The sequence below is a fragment of the Pseudomonas sp. MS01C9 genome, assembly GCF_058202755.1.
In genome coordinates, this window is sequence record NZ_CM177073.1 from 3,011,435 (window position 1) to 3,030,667 (window position 19,233).

Annotated in this window: 17 protein-coding genes; 13 read left to right on the forward strand and 4 right to left on the reverse strand. The window is 61.2% G+C overall.

Translation table 11 applies throughout. From position 1 onward, the window contains the following. The first annotated feature begins 233 nt into the window (after positions 1–233). From AC1M7R_RS13710 to AC1M7R_RS13745, 8 genes are all read left to right on the forward strand, one after another. Positions 234–1,991 carry a carbamoyltransferase family protein gene (locus AC1M7R_RS13710; protein WP_072432168.1) on the forward strand — a complete coding sequence of 586 codons (1,758 nt, stop codon included), beginning with the start codon at positions 234–236 and terminating at the stop codon, positions 1,989–1,991. After that, positions 1,975–3,105, forward strand: coding sequence for a glycosyltransferase (locus tag AC1M7R_RS13715; protein ID WP_490610464.1), 1,131 nt, complete (start codon positions 1,975–1,977; stop codon positions 3,103–3,105). Before AC1M7R_RS13710 ends, AC1M7R_RS13715 begins: the two co-directional genes overlap by 17 nt. Beyond that, positions 3,105–4,001 carry an antimicrobial resistance protein Mig-14 gene (locus AC1M7R_RS13720; protein ID WP_072432166.1) on the forward strand — a complete coding sequence of 299 codons (897 nt, stop codon included), beginning with the start codon at positions 3,105–3,107 and terminating at the stop codon, positions 3,999–4,001. The genes AC1M7R_RS13715 and AC1M7R_RS13720 overlap by 1 nt, the downstream gene beginning before the upstream one ends. A gap of 8 nt (positions 4,002–4,009) precedes the next feature. Next, positions 4,010–5,443 carry a PIG-L deacetylase family protein gene (locus AC1M7R_RS13725; RefSeq protein WP_072432185.1) on the forward strand — a complete coding sequence of 478 codons (1,434 nt, stop codon included), beginning with the start codon at positions 4,010–4,012 and terminating at the stop codon, positions 5,441–5,443. Between the two features lie 47 nt (positions 5,444–5,490). Continuing rightward, positions 5,491–6,375, forward strand: a complete 885-nt coding sequence (locus tag AC1M7R_RS13730; protein ID WP_072398544.1) for a DUF6625 family protein — start codon at positions 5,491–5,493, stop codon at positions 6,373–6,375. 78 nt (positions 6,376–6,453) lie between these two features. Then, on the forward strand, positions 6,454–7,410 hold the full coding sequence (locus tag AC1M7R_RS13735; protein ID WP_490610465.1) for a glycosyltransferase family protein: 957 nt from the start codon (positions 6,454–6,456) through the stop codon (positions 7,408–7,410). 55 nt (positions 7,411–7,465) lie between these two features. After that, a complete protein-coding gene (locus tag AC1M7R_RS13740) occupies positions 7,466–8,230 on the forward strand; it encodes a glycosyltransferase family protein (RefSeq protein WP_337349669.1) in 765 nt (254 codons plus the stop codon). A gap of 48 nt (positions 8,231–8,278) precedes the next feature. After that, positions 8,279–9,382 carry a glycosyltransferase gene (locus tag AC1M7R_RS13745; RefSeq protein WP_490610466.1) on the forward strand — a complete coding sequence of 368 codons (1,104 nt, stop codon included), beginning with the start codon at positions 8,279–8,281 and terminating at the stop codon, positions 9,380–9,382. Here the strand turns inward: AC1M7R_RS13745 and AC1M7R_RS13750 are convergent. Beyond that, positions 9,368–9,973 carry a BUD32 family EKC/KEOPS complex subunit gene (locus AC1M7R_RS13750; protein ID WP_072432163.1) on the reverse strand — a complete coding sequence of 202 codons (606 nt, stop codon included), beginning with the start codon at positions 9,971–9,973 and terminating at the stop codon, positions 9,368–9,370. The genes AC1M7R_RS13745 and AC1M7R_RS13750 overlap by 15 nt on opposite strands. 106 nt (positions 9,974–10,079) lie before the next feature. Here AC1M7R_RS13750 and AC1M7R_RS13755 point away from each other — a divergent pair, with 106 nt between their 5' ends. The 5 genes from AC1M7R_RS13755 to hldE all read left to right on the forward strand — a co-directional run bounded on the left by AC1M7R_RS13755 (position 10,080) and on the right by hldE (position 16,071). Next, positions 10,080–11,252, forward strand: a complete 1,173-nt coding sequence (locus AC1M7R_RS13755) for an O-antigen ligase family protein (protein ID WP_490610467.1) — start codon at positions 10,080–10,082, stop codon at positions 11,250–11,252. 15 nt (positions 11,253–11,267) lie between these two features. Then, a complete protein-coding gene (gene msbA, locus AC1M7R_RS13760) occupies positions 11,268–13,073 on the forward strand; it encodes a lipid A export permease/ATP-binding protein MsbA (RefSeq protein ID WP_072398539.1) in 1,806 nt (601 codons plus the stop codon). Positions 13,074–13,253: 180 nt separating this feature from the next. Then, complete coding sequence (locus tag AC1M7R_RS13765; RefSeq protein ID WP_490610468.1) at positions 13,254–13,958, forward strand: sulfotransferase family 2 domain-containing protein; 705 nt, start codon at positions 13,254–13,256, stop codon at positions 13,956–13,958. Then, positions 13,951–14,562 carry an adenylyl-sulfate kinase gene (gene cysC, locus AC1M7R_RS13770; protein WP_072432161.1) on the forward strand — a complete coding sequence of 204 codons (612 nt, stop codon included), beginning with the start codon at positions 13,951–13,953 and terminating at the stop codon, positions 14,560–14,562. The genes AC1M7R_RS13765 and cysC overlap by 8 nt, the downstream gene beginning before the upstream one ends. Positions 14,563–14,649: 87 nt before the next feature. After that, positions 14,650–16,071, forward strand: a complete 1,422-nt coding sequence (hldE, locus tag AC1M7R_RS13775) for a bifunctional D-glycero-beta-D-manno-heptose-7-phosphate kinase/D-glycero-beta-D-manno-heptose 1-phosphate adenylyltransferase HldE (RefSeq protein ID WP_072398536.1) — start codon at positions 14,650–14,652, stop codon at positions 16,069–16,071. Between the two features lie 103 nt (positions 16,072–16,174). On the opposite strand, the gene AC1M7R_RS13780 is transcribed toward hldE, so the two are convergent. Genes AC1M7R_RS13780 through AC1M7R_RS13790 form a run of 3 tightly spaced genes read right to left on the reverse strand, consistent with a single transcriptional unit; the run spans position 16,175 to position 19,157 of the window. After that, positions 16,175–17,140, reverse strand: coding sequence for a metal ABC transporter ATPase (locus tag AC1M7R_RS13780; RefSeq protein WP_072398535.1), 966 nt, complete (start codon positions 17,138–17,140; stop codon positions 16,175–16,177). 32 nt (positions 17,141–17,172) lie between these two features. Beyond that, positions 17,173–17,985 (reverse strand): aldo/keto reductase, encoded by an 813-nt coding sequence (locus tag AC1M7R_RS13785; protein WP_072398534.1) that lies wholly within the window; start codon positions 17,983–17,985, stop codon positions 17,173–17,175. Further along, positions 17,982–19,157, reverse strand: a complete 1,176-nt coding sequence (locus AC1M7R_RS13790; protein ID WP_076405685.1) for an NAD(P)/FAD-dependent oxidoreductase — start codon at positions 19,155–19,157, stop codon at positions 17,982–17,984. Before AC1M7R_RS13790 ends, AC1M7R_RS13785 begins: the two co-directional genes overlap by 4 nt. Positions 19,158–19,233 lie beyond the last annotated feature (76 nt).

Genomic DNA, 19,233 nt, shown 5'->3' on the forward strand with positions numbered 1-19,233 from the left:
TTGGGACTGCTTCGCAGCCAGGCCGGGATGGATCCCCTCCCCACAAGTCCCAGGCGCCGGCTTGCCATGGCCCCTCCGAACAGTGCGTCCCAGGCTTGCCACTCACCGCTAGAGGCTTAGGATCGCTTTTAAGCTATAATCCCGCCCTTTAGCTGCCCCGCGCCCCGGCACGTGGCACATCATTTTTTCGCGGCGCTTGGCGCCCACATGCAGACATAAGAGGCTAGACCCCTGTGGCATTGACGATTCTTGGCCTGTCCGGCGCCCTTAGCCATGATCCTTCCGCAGCGCTGTACATAGACGGCAAGCTGATCGCGGCGGCCGAGGAAGAGCGCTTCGTACGCGATAAACATGCAAAGAACCGCATGCCCTACGAGTCGGCGAAGTTCTGCCTGGAGCAGGCCGGCATCAAGCCTTCCGACGTCGATGTGGTGGCGATTCCATTCGCCCCGATCAGCCTGTTCGGCGAGGCTCGCTGGCATTACGCCAAGCGTTACTGGTACGCCCCGGACCGCGCCCTCGACGCGATTCTGATGGGGAACCGCCGCTACAAGCGCTATCGCCGCAAGATCGTCTGGTGCCTGGAGCAACTGGGCTTCGACCCGAAGAAAATCAAGATCGAGCCGGTCGAGCACCACCTGGCCCACGCCTCCAGCGCCTATCACTGCTCAGGCTTCCAGGAAAAGACCGCGATCCTGGGCATCGACGGCAAGGGTGAGTACGCCACGACCTTTTTCGGCTACGGCGAAAACGGCAAGATTCACAAGATCAAGGAATTCTACGATCCGGACTCCTTGGGCGGCCTGTACGGCGCCATTACCGAGTTCCTCGGGTTCGAGATGCTCGATGGCGAATTCAAGGTCATGGGCATGGCGCCCTATGGCGATGCCAGCAAGTACGATTTCTCGCGCCTGGCCTCGTTCGAGAATGGCGAGCTGGTGATCAACACCGACTACGCCAACGTGATCGGCCTGCGTCGCTACAAGGAGAAGGGCAAGGGCTTCTACTTCTCGCCGAAGCTGATCGAATGGCTCGGCCCGAAACGTGAAGGCGACATCGCCGACGAGCCGTACATTCACTACGCGGCCAGCATGCAGGCGCTGTTCGAGAAGCTCGCGCTGCAGATGATCGATCACTACCTGGGCGACATACTCAAGGAAACCGGCAAGCTGGCGTTCGCCGGCGGCTGCGCCTTGAACGTCAAGCTGAACCAGAAGATCATCGCCCGCGACGACGTCAAGGAACTGTTCGTGCAACCGGCCTCCGGCGACGCCGGCACCGCAGTGGGGGCGGCTGCCTATGTGTCCCACGCTCGCGGCGTACCGGTGGAGAAGATGGAGCATGTCTACCTCGGCCCAGCCTACAGCAACGAAGACGTGATCGCCGCGTGTGCCCGTCATCCAAGCAGACCGGCGTGGCGCAAGATCGACAACACGCCCGAGCGCATCGCCCGGATCATGGTCGACGGCAATCCGGTGGCCTGGTTCCAGGGGCGCATGGAGTTCGGTCCGCGTGCCCTGGGCGGTCGCTCGATCATCGGTTGCCCGAGCGCCACTGGCGTGGCCGATCGCATCAATGAGCAGATCAAGTTCCGCGAGCGCTGGAGGCCCTTCTGCCCTTCGATGCTCGACACCGTCGCGCCGCAGATGATCAAGGTCGATCACCCCGCGCCGTTCATGACCTTCACTTTCGAAGTGGCCGAGGAATGGAAGACCCGCGTACCGGAAGTCGTCCATGAGGACGGTACGTCCCGTGCCCAGGTGCTCAAGCGCGAATACAACCCGCGCTACTACGACATGATGAAGGCCCTGGAAGTACTGACGGGCAATGGCGTGTCCTTGAACACTTCGCTCAACCGTCGTGGCGAACCGATGATCTGCTCGCCCACCGATGCGCTGAACATGTTCTATGGTTCCGACCTGCAGTACCTGATCATGGAAGACATCCTGGTAGTCAAAGACGGCGTGGACGCTTATGACACGCTCGGCTGAGCGACATGTGCTGCAGTTCTGCCACGGTTATGACGGGCCGTTCCTCGACTGTGCCCGTCAATATGCCAGTCTGTTCGCCGGCACTGGCTATCGCGTGACCACGGTGTTCCTCACCGGCGCTGCCGACGCCGAGGTCGCCGCCGGCTGTGCCTCGGACGAAGTGCTGTTCATGGAATACAGCTCCAGTGCCGTGCGCGGCCTGAAGCTGGGCGCCATCGCCGATCTGCGCAGGATCGCCGCCTCACGCAATTTCAGTTTCTGCATTGCTCACCGCTTCAAGCCAATCTATATCGCCCTGCTGGGCACCCGTCTGCCGGTGATAGGCGTGCACCATGCCTTTGGGGACTATCAGCGGCGGACCCGCCGGCTGTTCGCCCATGTCTACCGCAAGCGCCTGAGCTTGCTTGGCGTCTCTGACGCGGTGCGCGACGACATGCGTCGTTGTCTGCCGAAATGGCCGGCCAGCCGGATCCAGACCCTCTACAACCGTATTGACCTCGACGCGACGCAGGCCAGCCTGCTTTCCCGGGATGAGGCGCGGCAGACCCTCGGGCTGGATTCGAACGCCTGGATCATAGGCAATGTCGGCCGCCTGCACCCGGACAAGGACCAGGCCACGCTATTGCGAGGTTTTGCCGCGGCGCTGGCGCATCTGCCTGGCAACAGCCAGCTGGCGATTCTCGGCAAGGGGCGCCTGGAGAAAGACCTTCGAGAGCTGTCCCTGGAGCTGGGCATTGCCGACCGTGTGCTGTTTCTCGGTCAGGTGCCCGAGGCGCGTCGCTATTTTCGCGCCTTCGATGTGTTTGCCCTGAGTTCCGATCACGAACCGTTCGGCATGGTATTGCTCGAAGCCATGGCCGCCGGCGTGCCATTGCTGGCCACGGCCTGTGGCGGGGCGAAGGAGGTGGTCGAGGGCGTGGGCATCCTGTTCCCGCTGGGTGACGCCGAGCATATGGCCCAGTGGCTGCAGCACCTGGCGGCCATGGACGATCTGCAGCGTCGTCAATGTGCCGAACTGATGCTCGACCGCTTGCGTGAACGCTTCTCGGATCGCGCCGTACGCGAGGCTTTCTGGCGTCTGCCACAAGTGACCGAACTGGCGCCGGGGGCCTGATGTTCAATCGATTTCAAGGCTGGCGCGAACGCGGTTGGACAGCCGTAGACGCTTCGGTCTATGCCCAGGCCTGGCAACGTTTTGGTGGCAGCGTGGCAACCCATCCCGTGGTGGTGGAGCGCCTCGCGGCCCTGGCTGGCATCCCCGTGCGATACCTGGCCTATGAGCAGCAGGGTGAGCTCAAGGCGGCGATTCCCACCTGGGGGCGCGACCTGGCGTTGTCCAAGGACGTGCTCAAGCGCAACGGCAAGAAAGGCCTGTTCGACCTGGGCAATGCCGAGCTGATCCTGCCGGCGGCGCCCGATGCCCTGGCACCGTTGCGTCATCGTGGACGTTACCTGTCGGCCCTCAACGAAGGACGTTTCAGTGGCTTGAAGCCACAAAAAGAACAGCTGGCCATGGCCCGCACGCCGGAAGAACTGTCGAAGAAGTTTCGCTATAACCAGCGCCGCGAGTTGCGTTTGCTGGAAGAGGCTGGTGGTGTGGTTAGGCCGGTCGAAGCGTTCTCCAGCGACGAGCTGGCCGCGATCTACTGTGATCTGTTCCTGCGTCGCTGGGGCTTTGCGGCCACCGGAGCCGAGCGCATGGGCGAAGTGATCGAATTGCTGCGCGAACTGCTCATCGGTTCGGTGATTTTGCTCAACGATGCGCCGATTGCCATTCAACTGGTGTATCGCGTCGAAGCGCCTGAATGGATCAGCGTCGAGTACATCAACGGCGGTGTCGACCCGCAGACCCGTGAGTTCAGCCCTGGCAGTGTCTTGAGCTTCCTCAATACCCAAGGGGCCTGGGAGCATGCCCGTGCCCTCGGCAAGCCGATGCGTTTCTCTTTCGGCCGGGCAGACCGGGAATATAAGGACCGTTGGTGCAACCCCGTGCCGGTGTTCAGCGTATGAACCTGCCCTTGAGTCGCAAGCAGCAATTGCTCAAGCGCCACCGTCGCAACAAGCGCGTCGTGCTGTTGCTCGCCCTCATGGTGCTGGTCCTGTCGGGTGTGCTGGTCGCCTGGTGGTTGCCATTGTTGCTCGCGGTCCTGGGCTGGATGGCCCATGAGGCATGGTTCGCCGACCATCTGTTCTATTCGCCTCGGGAGGACTATCTGTACAGCTTCCCGCCGTTCACCCAGCAGCCCAAGGTGCATCTCGATGCCGGGCGGTTGCGATTGGACGAGGGGGTGATGCTGGATGAAGGGGCGACGTTGATCCTGGCGCTACGGGTCAAGAGTACTTGGTTGGGGCGCTTCATCGATCCGGTCGTCGTATTGTCGGGCGGTGAGTATTCGGATCGGCAGACTTTCGAGCGCGGGGTCAACGGCGTGCGCTACCTCAACCTCAGTGAGCAAGGGGCCGCGCTGACCGCTGGCGAGCTGCGCTTGCGGGGGCGCTTCTGCCGCTTGCTGGGGGGAGCGACCTTATGGTCCTTCGCACCCGTGGACATGCGCCATCAAAGGGTGATGGTCATCGCCCCTCATGCCGACGATGCGGAATTGGCCGCGTACGGCTTGTACAGCCAGGCTGACGAAGCCTGGGTCGTGACGCTGACCGCTGGCGAGATAGAAGCCGAACACTATCAACGGATGGGGCTGGACCGCATCGAGGCGGCTCGGCTCAAGGGACGCCTGCGTGCCTGGGACAGCATCGCGGTGCCGCGCTGGGCCGGGGTGCCGGAAACACATTGTGTGCAACTGGGATACTTCTGCCTGCAATTGGCGGCGATGCAAGCGACGCCCGGCCAGCCGCAAGGGTCGCGCGAGGCGGACCTGAGTGATACCCGGCTGTTTCGTCAGATGAACCCGTTTGCCTTGCCTGGCGACGTGGATGGGGCACCGACCTGGAACAACCTGCTGGCCGATCTGCGCGAGCTGATCCTCAAGGCTCGCCCCGACGTCATCGTGCTGCCGCATCCAACCCTGGACCCGCACCCCGATCACCTCTGCGCCCATCAGGCCGTCCTGCAAGCCCTCGAAGGCTTGGAGTGGCAGCCCGCAACGCTGCTGGGTTATGCCAACCACCTGCATGACAATGACCGCTGGCCAATGGGCAATGCAGGGGAGGGGGTCGCCTTGCCGCCGTTTTTCGATCCGGATCGGTCGATGCAGCCCCTGAGCCTGCCTCTGTCATTGAGGGGGCAGCGGGACAAGGCCATGGCGCTGGGGATGATGCACGACTTGCAACCGTCTGCGCCATTGAAGCGCCGAGTGAGGCGATTGATACAGCGCTTTATGGCGGGTAGAGTTATTCCCGTTTATGGTGAGAACGAATTTTTCCGCAAGGCGGTCAGGCGTCACGAACTTTTTTGGTTGTTGAAACCTTCTGAAGCGAAAATAAAACATAAATGACGCATAACAGGCCCTGGCGTCTTCGTCCTTAGTGAAGGTGAGTTGTTTTGATCAATCCCTGCCCGCGCATTCTTTTTATCATTCCTTACTTCGGCCGTTGGCCTTACTGGATGCCATTGTTCCTTGAGAGCTGTCGGCGTAACGCTGATATCGATTGGCTGTTATTCAGCGATTGTGGCGTGCCGGAAAATCTTCCGCCAAACGTGACGGTAGAAAGCATGACGTTCGCAGCCTATTGCCAGTTGGTTTCCCGGAAACTGGATATCGATTTCAGGCCTGCCGAGCCTTATAAATTGTGCGATATCAAGCCCGCCCTTGGTTACATCCATGTCGACCGCCTCGACGGCTATGATTTCTGGGCTTTTGGCGATATTGACCTGATATATGGCAACCTCCGGCAATACTTCACCGCTGAGCGCCTGGCCCGGTATGACCTGTTTTCAACCCATGAGCGACGTGTCGCTGGGCATTTGTGCCTGATGCGCAACACTGCACGCAAGCGTGAAGTGTTCAAGCTGATGAAGAACTGGAAAGAGCGTTTTACCGACGACGAACATCACGCCTTGGACGAGGGGGCGTTCAGCCGCATTTTCCTGTGGCGAAAGAATTTTCCCAAGCCGCTGTTTTCCCTGGTCGGAAAATTCAATCCATGGCGTCGAAGCAGCGAGTTCATCGAAGCGTTCAGTACGCCGGGCGGTTGCATAAAGTGGCACGACGGTTCGCAAGACTTTCCTCATCGCTGGTACTGGCGCGACGGCTGCCTCACCAATGATCGAGATGGGGAGCGTGCTTTTCCTTATTTTCATTTTGTTTCCTGGAAGCACAATGAATGGTCGGTATTGCCTGTCCCCGATACTGCCTCGATCAAACAACTGGCGGCGACATCCTCCTGGGAGATCGACGCGACAGGTTTCCATCAGGGAAAGTTATGAGCCAGCGTTTGAAATGGATGCAGCCGAGTTGTTTTGAAACATTAAGCAACATATTTTCCTTGGTCCGATAGGAAGACGATGAAAGTTCTATTCCTGGTGCAGAAAGAACAACGGGCCATTCTTGATCGGCTTTATGAAGGTGTTGCCTCCCATTGCGAATGTGACCTGCGTTGGCTCGACAGTGGTGAACAGCGCAACCTGCGGGGCTATTTCAGGCGCCATGTGGACGTGTCGCGTTACGACCGGATCGTCTTTTTCCTGCGCTTCAAGCAGGAGATCCGCCAGACCGGATTCATCCGTACGGTCCCCAACCTGGTGATCCTCGAACACGATGCCTACCAGAACTATATTGCGTGCAAATACACTGGAAAATTCAGTGCTCATTACCGCCGCCTGCCTTGGGCACGGGTGATCAGTTCCGGCTTCACGGTCGCCGAGCGTCTGCGCGGGGAAGGTTTCGATGCGGTATTCGTGCCCAAGGGCTACGATCAATCCTTGTTGCAGGATCAGGGGCGCGAGCGGGATATCGAGTTGGCTTTTGTCGGCAGCACCAACAGCGTTGCCTACAGTGGCCGCAAGGCTCTGCTGGACGAGTTGGGGCGCGTCGAGCCGCTGGTGGTGACCCGCACCAAGTCGGGCGAAGAATATTGCGAGACGCTCAATCGTATCCGCTTTTTCGTCAGCGCCGATGTGGGCATGGGGGAGTTCATGATCAAGAACTTCGAAGCCATGGCCTGTGGCTGCGTGCTGCTGGCGTTCGACCAGGGCGCCGATGAGGCCCGGGCATTGGGCCTGCAGGACATGCAGAACGTCGTGTTGTATCGCGACATCCCGCAGCTTCAGGAAAAGCTCGCCCAGCTTCGTGCCGATCCCGCAATGGCGCAGGGTATCGCGCGCAACGGCCAGAAACTGGCGCTGGAGCAGTTCAGCTTTGCACGCATAGGCCAGAAGATTGTCGAGGCGCTGGAGCCGCCGTTGCGGCCTCGTGCGCCTTTGAGCCTGCTTGAAAAACTGCGCCTGAGGCTGGGCGTTTGACAGGAATCGTTCGGCTGCCCGATGCGGGGTAGCGTTTAACTAAATGGTATTTCAGGTGCAATTTTCCGAAGAGAGTGACATTACCCTGGTGGTTACCAGTTGCGGTCGGCTCGATCTGCTCAAGCGGACTCTGGAGAGCTTCGACCGTTTCAATACCGCGCCTATCCGGGAAGTCTTCATCACCGAGGATGCCGGCGATGAAGGGGTACATGAGGTCATTCCGGCGCATTGGAAAGATCACTGCACAGTTTTCGTCAACAGGCCGAAGCTGGGACAACTGGCCTCGATCGACCTGGCCTATGGGCACGTCAAGACCCCATATATCTTTCACTGCGAGGACGACTGGGAATTCTATCGGCCAGCCTTCGTGGAAGATTCGCGTGCCATTCTCGAGCAGCGTCCCGATATTCTCCAGGTGTGGTTGCGCAACTATGTTTACGATTTGTGCGTACATAGCCCTTACATACACCTGGGCGAGCGTGAAGTCATCGCTGGAGTGGCCTGTTACCCGTTGATCTCCGACAAGCCTGAATGGCAGAGCTTTTCGCTCAATCCCGGGCTACGACGGCTGAAGGAGTATCGCTTGTGTGCCCCGTTTGCCGGCTTCGGAGGCGAAAAAGCCCTGTCGCTTCGCTATGCACAGCTGAACTTGACGGCGGTCACGCTGGAAGCAGATGCTGTTTTGCACACTGGTTTCGGGGATCACGTCGAAGTACCTGTGGAACGTCAGCGCAAGGCGCGCCGCAGGCGTCGCGAGCAGATCAAGCTGGCTCTGGTTCTCTTGCTCGGAGTCTGCATTGGCTGGCTCATCAATTTTTAAATGCCCGGCAGCACGAATCCCGGAACGCGATGAAAGGTTTGCTGCTCAATGAGCATTATTAACGTCATGTGGGCGGGCGGTTCGCCGTTCGCTTCGGTACACAAAGTCCATCACCAGATCCTCTCGCAGCTCGAACCTGCGATGCCGGTCAAGACATGGTTCTTGCAGGGCGCGGGCGTGGCCTGTCAGGTCAACATGGGGCAGGCGCTGGAGTGGCGTCTCTCGTCGGCCCGTCTGAAGGGGCGACATGTCTGGCGGTTATTCAAGCCCTTGATGCGTAAGCGATTCCGACAGGCACTGCTCGACAGCGATGCTCGCGTCGTGCTGCTGGACGGTCTGGGTGTCGCCCGGACCTTGTTGCCTGTCCTCGAGGGCATGCCACACATACAGGTGGTGGTGATTTTCCACGGTGCGACGCGGATAAAAGCTGAAAGTCGTGAGCTGCTGCGTGGCTTCCCTGCTTCACGCCTGGCGCTGGTGGCGGTTTCCCAGACCCTTGCGATCGCGTTGCAGGACGCGCTAGGTCTCCCTGTGACGGTACTGCGCAGCGCGTTCGACCCGGCGGCTTTCCAGCACGCACTCATCCCGCGCCAGGAAGCCCGCACTCGCTTGGGCTTGCCTTCTGGCGGTCTGCGGGTATTTGGAGCCGTTGGACGCCTGGTGGACGACAAGGGCTTCGCCTGCCTGCTGGAGGCGTTTGCCCTTGCAGCGGCAAACCAGCCTGATTGGCGCCTGGTCATTGTCGGTGAAGGGCCGCGGCGCGAGGCGCTTCAGGCGCGGATCGCCCAACCGGATCTACGAGGGAAAGTGTTGCTGACGGGGCATCTGGATGATGTCGCAACGCTTTACAAGGCGTTTGACTGGGTGGTGATCCCCTCTCTTGAGGAAGGGCTCGGGCTGATCCTGCAAGAAGCGGTCATGGCCGGTATTCCGGTGCTCAGCAGCCAGCTGGCGGTGTTTCGCGAACAGCTGGGCGATGCGGGGCGGTACGCTCCGGCGAACGATATCAACGCCTGGAGCGAGGCACTCCTCCAGGCTTCACAGGAGTCGGCAGAAGCGGTCGCGGCGGCTCAATATCAAGCGCTGGCGCCTGACCAGGCTTGGCTTAGCTTCAGCCAGACCGCACGGCAACTGTTTTCAGGCAGGCAATAGCGCTTCTTCCAACGCCTGCATCGGAAAGCTCCCGTTCAGGTTCTCTCGGGCAATATAACGGGCGAAATGCTGCAAGTTGCGGCGCGTCAGATGCCGCGGCAAGGGCGCGCGCAAAAAGCGCATATCGGCCACATCGATCAGGCCCAGTTCGTTTTCCGGAGTGACGACGATGTTGCCCAGGTGTAGCGAGCGGAAGTAGATACCGCTGGCGTGCAGCCTGCGGATCAGTTCGATCAATTCCGGAAGCATTTGCTGCCAACTGAAATCTTCCTGATTGGATATTTGACGCAGGGTTTTTCCAGGAAGCGGCCGATACTGTACGGCGGTCATGCCGGGGCTTGGCAATTTATAGGAAGCCAGCACGTCGAGGGTCGGTACGCCAAGCTCTCGCAAGCGAGCCGCGTTGCGGATGAACCGTACCGAATATGGCCGTAGAAGAGCCGAAGAAAAAAGCCGCTTGCGGCGAAATAACTTAAGGATGTTGCCATCCTGCAACAGATAGACTTTTGGGCCGGAGCTGTCGGCCTCCAGAATGCTGGCGCCTTCAATCAGTTGATTCAAAGCGGCTTGGGGAAGCCGTGTAAATTGCATCGTAGGGAAACCTTGTTGAAAGGGCCGGTACCTTGGCGGGCCATGATGCCCAAAAGTTTTTGTTTTAACCATGCCTGTTTGGCAGGTGAACCGTTTAGGAGCGAAGATGCAAGCAACACGTTGGGCACAGCGATGGATGGCCTTTGGCTTGTTCTGGTTTCTGCTGGCAATCGCCCTGGCACCAACCAATAAGATTTATCAACAGGGCCTTGTTATCTTTGTCTGGTTGCCTGCAATTCTGTTTGCCTGGCCGGCGCGTCATCGGTTGGCAGAGCTGTGGCGTGCCCAGCGTGTCATCTACACCGCGCTGCTGGCACTTGTAGTCTGGTCGCTGATCACCCTGTGCTGGGCCGATGCACCGGAGCCGGCGCGTGAGGCCAAGCGGTTGCTCTACATCCTGGTGTTCCTCTTGTACTTTGCGATCCTGGCCGACGGCCAGCCCGAGCGAGTCATCCGCATCATGCAATGGGGGGGAGTGGGGCTTGCCCTGACGGCCTTGATGGCGATCGTTCATTTCTACGGCGTTCAAAACAATCCCTGGGTGGCCCGCCTGGAAGGACTGGGCGAGTTGTCCCATCCAATCCTTGGCGGCTACGTGATTGGCCTGGCGGCGATCTGGCTGTTGCACTGGGTGCCTCGTTCCATCGGCCTGCAGGTTGTTTGGGCGGTGGCCCTGGCACTGTTGGGCGTATTCGTCGTGATGAGCCAGAGCCGTGGCGCGGCGTTGGCCTTGCTGCTCAGCGTCCTGGCCATGCCTATCTATTGCCGCGACCAGCGTACCCGTGTGATCGCAGCCATCGCCCTGGTGCTGGCGATGCTGACCTTCTGGCTGCTCGAACCGCTGGTCCTGGCGCGTGGTGCTTCCTACCGGCCCGAGATCCTCATGTCGAGCCTGCACATGATTGCCGAGCATCCGTGGGGTGGTCTGGGCCTGGCGGCAGACTATCGGATCCCGGTTGGCGGTATTTCCTTTGACCACGCACACAACCTGTTCAGCCATGTTGCGATCCAGCTTGGATTGCCGGGGCTGGCGCTGTGGTGCATTGTCTGGTTCGCCGTGCTGCGCGAAGTCTGGCATGCACGGGAGAGTCTGCTGGGGCGGGGTGTGCTCGGCATGTGGATATTCTCGTTCCTGGCGATGCAGTTCGATGCCGCGAGCCTGACCGGAACGCCGCGCGCCGAGTGGTTCATCAGCTGGCTGCCGATCGGTTTGGCCGGTGTTTTGACCTGGGCGCGGGTCAAGCCGGGTGGCTGTGATAAAATTCCGCGTTCTTCCTAACCAGTGAGCTCTACGATGAGTGATGCACCGCCCAAAGCGGAACAGGACTCCAGCCTGAAAATCTATTTTCGGCTGCTGGGATACGTCAAACCCTACGTGGGCATCTTTTTGCTGAGTATCGTGGGTTTCGTGATATTTGCTTCCACCCAGCCCATGCTGGCCGGGATCCTCAAATATTTCGTCGATGGCTTGAGCAACCCCGATGCGGTGCTCTTTCCCAACGTGGCCTACCTCAAGGACTTGAAGCTGCTGATGGCGGTGCCGCTGCTGATCATCCTGATCGCCGCCTGGCAGGGCCTGGGGTCGTTTCTGGGCAACTATTACCTGGCCAGGGTTTCCCTGGGGCTGGTCCATGACCTGCGGGTCGAGCTGTTCAACAAGCTGCTGGTGCTGCCCAACCGCTATTTCGATACCCACAATTCGGGGCACCTGATTTCCCGCATCACCTTTAACGTGACCATGGTCACCGGTGCTGCCACCGATGCCATCAAGGTGGTGATCCGCGAAGGCCTCACCGTGGTATTTCTCTTCGTTTACCTGGTCTGGATGAACTGGAAACTGACCTTGGTGATGCTGGCGATCCTGCCGCTGATCGCATTCATGGTCGGCAATACCAGCAAGAAATTCCGCAAGCAGAGCAAGAAAATCCAGGTGGCCATGGGCGACGTCACGCACGTGGCGTCCGAGACCATCCAGGGCTATCGCGTCGTGCGCAGCTTTGGCGGCGAAGCCTACGAAGAACAGCGTTTTGCCCGGGCCAGCCAGGGCAATACCGAAAAACAGCTACGCATGACGCGTACGGGCGCTGTCTATACGCCAATGTTGCAACTGGTGATCTACACCGCCATGGCGGCCCTGATGTTCCTGGTGCTGTTCCTGCGCGGGGATGCCACGGCCGGTGATCTGGTGGCCTACATCACGGCCGCGGGCCTGCTGCCCAAGCCGATCCGCCAGCTTTCGGAAGTCAGTTCCACCATCCAGAGAGGCGTGGCCGGTGCGGAAAGCATCTTCGAGCAACTGGATGTCGCGCCGGAAATCGACAACGGTACGGTCGAGCAGGAACGCGTCAGCGGCCGTCTCGATGTGCGCAACCTGAGTTTCACCTACCCCGGTGCCGACCGCGAGGTCCTCAAGGACATCAGCTTCACGGCAGCGCCTGGGCAGATGATAGCCCTGGTGGGGCGTTCGGGCAGTGGCAAGTCGACCCTGGCGAGCCTCATCCCGCGCTTCTATCACCATGAAGTCGGTCAGATCCTGCTCGATGATGTGGAAATCGAGGACTATCGCCTGCGCAACCTGCGCCGGCATGTCGCCCAGGTGACCCAGCACGTCACGCTGTTCAACGACACCGTGGCCAACAATATCGCCTATGGCGACCTGGCCGGCGCGCCACGGGCCGATATCGAGAAAGCTGCCCGTGATGCCTACGCCATGGATTTCATCGAGCAGTTGCCCAAGGGGCTGGATACCGAAGTGGGTGAGAACGGCGTGCTGCTGTCCGGTGGCCAGCGTCAGCGCCTGGCCATTGCCCGGGCACTGTTGAAGAATGCGCCGTTGCTGATTCTCGACGAGGCCACCTCGGCACTGGATACCGAGTCCGAGCGGCATATCCAGGCGGCCTTGGACCAAGTGATGAAAGGTCGCACCACCCTGGTCATTGCCCACCGCCTGTCGACTATCGAGAAAGCCGATCTGATCCTGGTCATGGACCAGGGGCGTATCGTCGAGCGCGGCACCCACGGCGAACTGCTTGCCCAGAACGGCTACTACGCACGCCTGCACGCCATGGGCCTGGATGCGCCAGCCCAGGACATCGCCTGATACAGCGTGATACCCGCGGGAGCATCCGAGCTCCCGCGGGCATTTGTATCCAATGGGTTACCTGTGTGAACCAACCCGCCATAAATCCGCGCGCCGCGTTTGATAACGTCCTGGCTACAGGACTTTTCCTGAACGACCTTCACTGATCGATGAGACGATCCCCTTCGCGCGGGTACTCCAATGCTGCAACGTTATCTCTGGAAACTGTTGCCCAAGTCGCAACGCTCCTTTCTGTTGGGCCGCCTGTCGATTGTCGATCGGCAAGCCGTCAACAAATCATTGTCGGCCAACTGCCGCTTCCCCGAAGCCTTCGCCCAGCGCGCCTGCCTGTTCATCCATGTTCCCAAATGCGCCGGCAGCAGTGTCTGCGTGGGCATGTTCGATGGTTTCAGCCCCGGGCATCTACCGCTGTACTGGTACGAGGAGCAGTTTGCGGAGCAATACGCCGCCAGCTTCAAGTTCGCTTTTGTCCGTGATCCTCTGGAGCGTGCCTATTGCGCCTATGCTTTCCTGCGCGGCAATCAGCTGGGGCCGCGAGACCAAAGGGCGCAAGCGCTGGTGAGGCATTACCGTGACTTCGACGATTTCGTCGCCCGCTGGCTGCATCCGGAGAATGTCGCGCGTCAGTTGCATTTCGCCCCACAGACTGAATTTCTCACCGATTCCCTCGGTCACCTGGCGATGGACTTCATCGGTTATCAGGAACATATGGATCGAGATTTTCGGCGGATATGCGAGCATCTGGGCCTTGCCGCTACACTGCCTCATGTGAACCGCACCGCGCAGCGTACCTCGATGCCGGTCCGGGAAATCTGTTCGGTGCGTACCCGCCGGCTGGTTCGGCGGGTTTACCAGCGCGACTACGAGATGCTCGGCTATGAATGAGACGTCAAAGGTATCGATGCAACAGGTGCAGATCCGCCCCTACGCGCCGGCGCTTACCCCCGGTGACCGGGCCGCGCTCAAGTCCCAGCGGCCGCGTTGTATCTGGCTGACCGGTTTGTCGGGAGCCGGCAAGTCGACGCTGGCCAATGCCCTGGAGGTGCAGCTCAACCAGCAGGGGTTGCACACCTGTCTGCTCGACGGCGACAACCTGCGCCAAGGGTTGTGCCGCGACCTGGGGATGGATGACGCGGCCCGCAGCGAGAATGTCCGGCGCATTGCCGAGGTTGCGCGGTTGATGGTGGACGCCGGCCTGATCGTCATCGTCGCGGCGATCTCTCCGTTTCGCAACGATCGGGATGCGGCCCGGCGGTTGTTTCCTGAAAAAACGTTTCTGGAAGTGTATGTAAGCACGCCTTTCGAGATCTGCGCCCAGCGTGATCCCAAGGGGTTGTATCGCGAGGCATGCGCCGGGCGGATCAAGAATTTCACCGGTCTGGACAGCCCCTACGAAGCGCCGCTGGCGCCCGAATGCGAAATCAATACTTGCGAGGTCGAGTTGTCCCAGGCATGTGACCGGCTGGCGGCATTGCTGAAACAGGAATAATGGCGCGGCTTCCGACCGCCATGGACGAGCCTTCGTCCACCCTGTGCTAATATCGCCGCCCTGTTCATTTTGTATGTGGGATGCTCCATGAAGTTGTCGATGCCGCGATTCGATCAAGCCCCTGTCCTGGTGGTCGGCGATGTCATGCTCGACCGCTATTGGCATGGCGGTACCTCACGGATTTCCCCTGAGGCGCCGGTGCCGGTGGTCAAGGTCGAACACATCGAGGATCGTCCCGGTGGCGCGGCCAACGTCGCGTTGAACATTGCCGCCCTCGGCGCGCCGGCCTCCCTGATCGGCGTCACCGGCGACGACGAGGCCGCCGACAGCCTGTCCAACAGCCTCAGGGGCGCTGGCGTGCGGGCACGATTCCAGCGCATCGCGCACCAGCCGACCATCGTCAAGCTGCGGGTCATGAGCCGTCACCAGCAACTGCTGCGGATCGATTTCGAAGAACCGTTCGCCACCGATCCCCTGGCCCTTGGAGCCGAGGTCGACCAGATGCTCGAAGGCATCAAGGTCCTGGTATTGTCGGACTACGGCAAGGGCGCGTTGAAGAATCATCAGGTGTTGATCCAGGCCGCGCGTGCCCGTGGCATCCCGGTGCTGGCCGATCCCAAGGGCAAGGATTTTTCCATTTACCGTGGCGCGAGCCTGATCACGCCGAACCTCAGCGAGTTCGAAACCATCGTCGGCGGTTGTGCCGACGAGCATGAACTGGTGAGCAAAGGCGCCCGGTTGATGCAGGACCTCGATCTGGGGGCCCTGCTGGTGACCCGCGGCGAGCACGGCATGACCCTGCTGCGTCCCGACCACCCGGCGTTGCACCTGCCAGCCCGCGCCCGTGAAGTCTTCGACGTGACCGGTGCCGGTGATACGGTGATTTCCACCCTGGCCGCGGCGATTGCCGCTGGGGAGGAATTGCCGCACGCGGTGGCCCTGGCGAATCTGGCGGCAGGCATCGTGGTTGGCAAGCTCGGTACGGCTGCCATCAGCGCCCCGGAACTTCGTCGTGCGATCCAGCGTGAAGAAGGTTCCGAGCGCGGTGTGCTGGGGCTGGAGCAGTTGCTGCTGGCCGTTGACGATGCCCGTGCCCACAACGAGAAGATCGTGTTTACCAATGGCTGCTTCGACATCCTGCATGCCGGCCATGTGACCTATCTCGAGCAGGCCAGGGCACAGGGCGATCGCCTGATCGTTGCGGTCAACGACGACGCTTCCGTGAGCCGTCTCAAGGGGCCGGGTCGGCCGATCAACAGCGTCGACCGGCGCATGGCCGTCCTGGCCGGCCTGGGCGCGGTGGACTGGGTGATCAGCTTCAGCGAAGGCACCCCGGAAAACCTGCTGCGCCAAGTCAAGCCGGACGTGCTGGTAAAGGGCGGCGACTACGGGATCGACCAGGTCGTGGGTGCGGACATCGTCACCGCCTATGGCGGTACCGTGAAGGTGCTCGGGCTGGTGGAAAACAGCTCGACGACAGCGATTGTGGAGAAGATCCGCAATAACTGAGTCCGGCGATTGCGACTCAATGAAGGCGAAGAGCCTTTGTGGCGAGGGAGTCTAGCGATACGTCCCCTCGGCACAGGTCCGGCTTGACTGGTCGCTCTTCGTCCTAACGAGCCACCTTGCGCGGAACGATTTTCTTGAGCAACTGCCGGGCCTTGCCCTTGAGCCGGGTCAGGCCCGACTCCTTGCCCGGAGGCGTCAGCCCTTGCTGGCGCAACCAATCCTTCCAGCGAATCCGCTCCTCCCGCACCAGCCAGCCATCCTGCTTTGCGAAGCTTTCCGCCAGATACAACCCACGGGTGCTGGCCGGGTAGAGCTGGTCCTTTTTCAGGGTGTACAGCTCGGGCAAGGGTTGGCCGTCGTGCAGCGGCATCAGGTAGAGGTCGGGCCGTTTGCGATCAAGCGTGGCCACCAATTGGTCACCCTCGAGGCGCTCATCCACATGAAACAGGCTCAGGGACTTGGCTTCCCGGGGCACATCCAGGCGCAAATCGTAGATCAGTTGCAAGGATGCCGTCGGCAGATGCACATAGGCTCTTGGTCGCTCGATCAGCTGCAGGTTGGCACTGCGCACCGGGCGGGCCGAGCCGGACAGCGGTGCCAGGCGAAACGGCAAGGCTTCGCGATAATGCAGGGCAGCGGCGTAAGGGGCCGGCAGCCAGGTATCGTTGAAGCGTCCGCCGAGCCAGCCTTCGGGGGTTTCCAGCAGGCATTCCTCGGCGATTTCCTGGATGGCGGTCAGTAGCGGCAGGTTCAGTTCATGGGCCGGGACGTAGCCGGAAATCAGCTTGAGCACCACGTCGCCGCGATCCTGCCGCCGCTGGCGCACCAGCACCCAGTAGTCGCGGTTCTGCCAATGCAGGGTCAGGCGCACCGAGACCCCCAGGTTGGCCAGCTCCAGGGAAAAGCGTTCGGCATCGGCCACCGTCACCGGCCGACGGCGTTGCAGGGTCTGGGCGAAGTTCAGCGGCATTCCCACGCTCTGGTAGGTCAGGCCTTCGGGAGTCGCTTCGACATACAGGGGCAGGGTCTTGAAGTTGCTGGGGTTCTTTCTGATGAGCGTACGCGGCATGTCGACTCCTTCTTCATGCCGCGCATGCGGCGTCAGTCTTTACGCAGGACCTTGGCAACGGTCGCGACGTTATGGGCGAGGTGCAGCGGATTGATGGTGCCGACAATAGCACTGGCAACCCCGGGATGTTCAAACAACAGTTCGAAGCTGGCACGGACCGGGTCCACCCCGGGGGTCAGGCAGACATGGCCGCTGGCCAGGGCTTTCTTCACCAGGATCGCTTTGCCGTGTTCGGCTGCGTAGTCAATGACAGCCTTCTCGCTTCGTTCGTTCAGATTGTAGGTGACCATTGCGCAATCGCCTTGCTCCAGGGCCTTCAAGCCGCCATCGACGGTTTTACCGGAGAAACCGAAGCCACCGATCTTGCCCTCGCCCTTGAGCGCCGCCAGGGTTGGATAGACCTCGCTGTCGTTGAGGATCGCCAGGTCGTTGCCGTCGGAGTGCACCAGGACCAGGTCGATATAGTCGGTCTCCAGGCGCTTGAGGCTGCGCTCCACTGAAAGGCGGGTGTGGGCGGCGCTGAAGTCATGGCGTGACTGGCCGTCGCTGAATTCTTCCCCGACCTTGCTGACGATCACCCACTCCTGGCGTTGCCCACGCAACAACGGACCGAGGCGTTCTTCGCTGCGGCCATAGGCCGGTGCGGTGTCGATCAGGTTGATGCCCAGGTCGCGTGCCAGCCTGAGCAGCATCCGCGCTTCGTCGTCATCCGGGATCCGAAAGCCGTTGGGGTATTTGACGCCCTGGTCGCGCCCGAGCTTGACGGTACCCAGGCCCACGGGGGAAACCAGCGGGCCGCCATTGCCCAGTGGGCGAAGAAAATCGTGCAGGGTCGGCTGGCTCATGGCAGCAGTTGCTCCCAGGCAGGCACAGCCATGGGCGGTTTCGGCAAGTCGGGCAGGGGGGCCGGATGGCTTGGCACGATGCCGTCGCGTTGCAGTGCCGTGATCACCCGGTCGGCAAAATCCGGAGCCAGGGCCAGCTTGGTCGGCCAACCCACCAATAGACGATCCCGCTCGGCCAGGAAGGCGTTATCCGGACGGGTCAGGCCCGACTGCAAGGGTTCGGCGCGATCCACTCGCAGGGTGGCCCATTGCGCGGAGCTCAGATCGATCCAGGGCAGCAACTGACCGAGTTCCTTCTGGGCGGTAGCGATCTGCGCGGCGGGATCGCGGGCAACGCCATCGGCTTCGGCGATGTCGCCACCCAGGTACCAGACCCACTGGCCATCGGCGGCCGGGTGAGTGGTCACCGTGATGCGCGGCTTCGGTCCGCCTCCCAGGCAATGGGCGTAGAGCGGCTTGAGGGAAGGGCCTTTGACCAGGACCATGTGCAGCGGCCGGCGCTGCATGGCTGGCTGGTCGAGGCCCAGGGCGGCGAGCAGGTCGGCGGTGCCGGCCCCGGCGCTTAAGACGATGCGTTGGGCGCGGATCTCGCGACCGTCTACCTTGAGGCCCAGCAGTTCGTCATTCTCGCGCAGCGGCTCAATGAGTTGTCCGGCAAGCAGACCGTCGCCAGCCAGTTCCGCCAGGCGCGCGATCAGGCTGGGGACATCCACCACCAGTTCGGCCAGACGATAGACCTTGCCCTTGAAGCGCTTGTCCTGCAGGGCTGCGGGCAGTTGTTCGCCCTTGACCTGATCGACGCGACCGCGCACGGCCTTGCTGGCGAAAAAGCTGGTGAGGTTGCCGGCCAGGGTGCCGGGCGACCACAGGTAGTGGGCTTCGGACAGCAGGCGAACGCCGGACAGGTCCAGCTCGCCGTCGCCGGCCAGCGCTTCGCGCCAGCGGCGCGGCATGTCGGCGATGGCTTCCGAGGCGCCGGTCAGTGCGCCATGCAGCGCGTACTTGGCGCCGCCATGGATGATGCCCTGGGATTTGACGCTCTGCCCGCCACCCAGGCTGGCGCTTTCCACCAGCACGGTCGAATAACCCTGGCGCCGCAGGCGCGCATTCAGCCAGAGGCCGGCGACTCCGGCGCCGACAATCAGGACGTCGGTGGAAATAACGGATGGCATGCAGCGACCTCTGTGTTCAAGACGAGGGCGCAGTATACAGACTCGATGAGAAGCGTCTGATCTGCGATTCAAGTTC